The organism is Streptomyces sp. NPDC056628, assembly GCF_042792555.1.
In the GTDB taxonomy this organism is placed as follows: Bacteria; Actinomycetota; Actinomycetes; order Streptomycetales; family Streptomycetaceae; genus Streptomyces.
In genome coordinates this window covers 1-3649 of sequence record NZ_JBHTWG010000084.1, presented here as the reverse complement: position 1 = coordinate 3649, position 3649 = coordinate 1, and the positions used below count along the sequence as shown (strand labels likewise).

Sequence of the window (3649 nt, the reverse complement as noted above, 5' to 3'; positions counted from 1 at the left end):
CGCTGAAACAGCTCCCACAACTCATCCGGCACCAGCCGCTCAACGATCCTCACCACAGCCAGCAGCCTACTCAGCCAAATGAGATGACGTCTAAGGCTCCATCTGGCACTGCGGCTGAACGAGTTGCGGGCGGCGGTCGACGGACCGCCGCCCGGTGTGTCCCGCTGAATCCGCAGGCCGGGGCTCACTTGTTCTCGACGTCGCGTTCGAAGTCCTGGGCGCACTGCTCGCGTTCCGCCTGGCTGTCGGCGTGCTTGGCGCAGTCGTTGTAGTTCTGGAACTCGTCGGAGGACAGGAAGGAGACCCCGATCGCGACGATCACCGACGACGCGATGAGTCCCAGCGCGCCGAGGATCGCTCCGGCGATGGCCATGCCCCGGTGCCGCGCACGTCCGCCACGGGCACGCCGGGCGGCGACTATCCCGAGGATGACGCCCAGCAGGCCCAGGATGATGCCGCCGAAGACCGACCAGAAGAAGACGCACGCCGTGATGCCCAGCACCAACGCCGCGATCGCCAGACCGTTGCTTCTGGGAGCCTGGGGTTCGCCGTACGGTTCGGAGGAGTATGCGTTAGGGGCCTGATTCGTCATCTGAGTCCTCGCTCCATGGTTCGCCGTGACATCGCTGTCGTGCCTCGCTGGCCGTGTGCCCCGGGAACCGCGTGGCATACGCGGTGTCAGATGACAGGTGGTGGTGTTGCGTTGGCCGGACGCCGGGCTGCGTGTGGGGTGACGCGCCGCAGTCCGTGGTGGCACTCGCGGTCCGCGCCCCCCATACGCACCGGCCGCCGCTCATCGCCCCCGCACCCCGGAAGAAGCAAGGGCGCCTATAGGGGGCGCGAACTGCATGCCTCGATCCCCCATGAAGCTTCGGTGCGCCTCCCTCACCGATGAACGGGATGAATATTCAAGAGGTGGCGGACCTGCCGCTCTCATAGCGTGTCTCCGTTCCCGCGCACAACCAGTCAATCGGTAGATATATGCGCCGGGACCTGTACCACCAAAGGGGGGAACATGAGGAACCCACAGCGCGCCAAGAAGTGGCGCAGGATTGTCGTCGTCTGCGCGACGATCTTTTTCCCGGGGGTTACCTTCGTCGTCGGCTCGGTCGCAAGTCAGGTCCACGGGACCGCCCGGCTGATCTACATTCTTATCGGGGCAAGCACGGCCACCCTGGCCGCCTACTTCGCGCTGCGCATAAAGCGCAAGTCGAACAGCGCCCAACTCGTCGAGTTCGGAGAAAGCCTCTGCGCGATAATGGAACATCTCGCCTGGCTCGCTGAGAATCCGGCGGATGCCGCCGAGCGCAGAGGACGGATCCGTGACAAGGCCGTCACGCTTCTGGCCACGCATGTCGGCCCCACCGCCCGCTGCGCCTTCTACGCGCTCGAGGGCCAGGGGGCGAGCTTCCACCGCAGAGGCAGCTCCGGCAATATGAAGGCCTTGGAGACCTATCCCGTGGCCAACGGATCAGGCAGCGACCTGCTCTACATCATGAATCGAAAGAATGTCATCAGTATTCCGGACACCCGTAAGACGAACGGAAATCCCAGCTTCAATCTGGGGGACGACTATCGTACGGCGATCGTCGCTCCCGTCTACGCGGGCGAAGAGGCCAAAGGCGTCCTCATTCTGGATGCGCCGAAAGTGGACGATCTCGCGGAAGTCCATGAAAGCCTGGTGCGTATGTTCGCCAACATTCTCGCCGTCACGCAGGCCGCCACTCCGGCCTGACCGCCCGCGAGCAACCCCGAACAGAAAGCGACTCGCTCGACAACTTCATCACAGTCTGGTGAATCGTCGTCCGAGAGCGGGTAAAACGGTCGTGGAACGGGACACTGTGCGCGCGTCTGCAGCGCGCTGCCGAGCCGGGGGGAAGTAATGATCAAGAGTGAACAGGCCGTTGTCGAGTCCGGTCGGCGCTGGGTCGCCGGCGCGATCACGGACGACGAGTACTTCCGAAAAGTGAACAAAACGGTAGCGCAGTCCTTCGCCGGACGGACGGCTCAGCGCGTTGCGACAGCGCTGATCCGTTTCCTCAGCAGGGCCTGAGGCGATCGCCTGGACCTGAGGTGCACTTGGGGGGCCATGCATCTCGGCCGTGCCCATCACCGCGGAGTGGCGCGGTGATGGGTGCTTAGCATGGGCGGGGACGATTAGTACTCCAGCAGCGGTTCGTGTCCTGAGCTGGTGGTTGTCGTTGTCCTGGGTATGGAGGGGATGACTGAAGTCGCTGACTGGGCGGGTGAGTTGGAGTCGGCGTTCGCCCGGGTGGCGGGCCGGTTTGCTCGGGCGGATCTGCGGTGGCGAATGCGCGACTACGTCCGCGGTCTGCTGGGGCGGGCGACACGCAAGAACGGCTGGCAGCTCGCGGAATGGGCAGGCCATCGCACCCCCGACGGCTTTCAGCGGCTACTGAACAGCAGTGTCTGGGACGCGGATGCGCTGCGTGACGACGTTCGCGCCTATATCGCCGAACGGCTCGGGCCGGACGGAGTACTGATCATCGACGACACCGGGTTCATCAAGAAGGGCACCACCTCGGCCGGAGTGGGCCGGCAGTACACCGGAACCTCCGGAAAGATCGACAACTGCCAGATCGGGGTGTTCGCCGCCTATGCCACCGGCTCGGGCCGGGCTCTGGTGGACCGGGAGCTCTATCTGCCCAAGGCCTGGACGTCCGATCGTGACCGCTGCCGGGCGGCGAAGATCCCCGACGAACGTGCCTTCGCTACCAAGGGAGAGCTGGCCCGGGGCATCGTCCGCCGCTGCCTGGCCGCTGGTCTGCCCGCCAAGTGGGTCACCGCCGACGAGGCCTATGGGCAGGACTGGCACTTTCGCCGCCTGCTCGAGCAGCTCGACATCGGCTATGTGGTGGCGGTGCCCAAGTCGCAGCAGATCAAGTCCCTGGCCGGCATCTGGCGCATCGACCAGATGATCGGCGAAGCACCCGGTGAGGCCTGGCAGCGGCTGTCCTGCGGTGACGGTGCCAAGGGTCCACGGGTCTACGACTGGGCCGCAGCCAAGCTACCCGCCAACCTGATCTTCGACCCCGATCCGCCGACCCATCACCGCTGGGTGATGGCCCGCCGCAGCCTGTCCGACCCTGCTGACCTGGCCTATTACCTCGCTTACGCACCCGTCGGCATCGAGCTCTCCGAACTGGCCCACATTGCCGGCAGCCGCTGGGCGATCGAGGAGTGCTTCCAGGCCGCGAAGAATGAGTGCGGCCTGGACGAGTACGAGGTCCGCCGCTACGTCGGCTGGTACCGACACATCACCCTGGCCATGCTCGCCCATGCCATCCTGACCGCAATCGCAACACAACCCCAGACCAGCGGCGATGCCGCAAAGGGGGCTGCAGAAACGGATCAGCCTCGGTCCCGCTCACCGTGGCAGAGATACGGCGGCTCCTGGATGCTCTCCTGCCCCACCCGCGAGCCGACAGCGATCCAGTCACCCACGTGCTGAAGTGGTCTGCCTGGAGAAGACGCCGCCAGGCCGTCGCCCGCCGCTGCCATTACCGAAAACGCAACTCAGGACACGAACCGCTGCTGGAGTATTAGTACTCCAGCAGGATTTCGCTGCCTGACCAGGTCTTTCCGCCGGGTGGCGGGAGTGTAGCGGGACTTCGATCGTGCGGGGGCG

3 protein-coding genes are annotated in these 3649 nt (G+C 65.2%); 2 read left to right on the top strand and 1 reads right to left on the bottom strand.

All coding sequences use genetic code 11. The features are described from left to right. Positions 1 to 184: 184 nt before the first annotated feature. On the bottom strand, positions 185 to 592 hold the full coding sequence (locus tag ACFRAC_RS36620) for a DUF4190 domain-containing protein (protein WP_382939663.1): 408 nt from the start codon (positions 590 to 592) through the stop codon (positions 185 to 187). 423 nt (positions 593 to 1015) lie between these two features. On the opposite strand from ACFRAC_RS36620, the gene ACFRAC_RS36615 reads away from it, so the two are divergent. Together ACFRAC_RS36615 and ACFRAC_RS36610 are read left to right on the top strand one after the other, a co-directional pair. Then, the gene (locus tag ACFRAC_RS36615; protein ID WP_382939661.1) at positions 1016 to 1735 is read left to right on the top strand and encodes a GAF domain-containing protein; all 720 of its coding nucleotides are present in this window, start codon (positions 1016 to 1018) and stop codon (positions 1733 to 1735) included. 486 nt (positions 1736 to 2221) lie between these two features. After that, positions 2222 to 3472 carry an IS701 family transposase gene (locus ACFRAC_RS36610; protein WP_382939658.1) on the top strand — a complete coding sequence of 417 codons (1251 nt, stop codon included), beginning with the start codon at positions 2222 to 2224 and terminating at the stop codon, positions 3470 to 3472. Positions 3473 to 3649 lie beyond the last annotated feature (177 nt).

What these genes read in the sequence shown, in the direction of transcription:
- ACFRAC_RS36620 (WP_382939663.1), bottom strand. Translation starts at nt 592, where the DNA reads ATGACGAATCAGGCCCCTAACGCATACTCCTCCGAACCGTACGGCGAA.
- ACFRAC_RS36610 (WP_382939658.1), top strand. Translation starts at nt 2,222, where the DNA reads ATGACTGAAGTCGCTGACTGGGCGGGTGAGTTGGAGTCGGCGTTCGCC.
- ACFRAC_RS36615 (WP_382939661.1), top strand. Translation starts at nt 1,016, where the DNA reads ATGAGGAACCCACAGCGCGCCAAGAAGTGGCGCAGGATTGTCGTCGTC.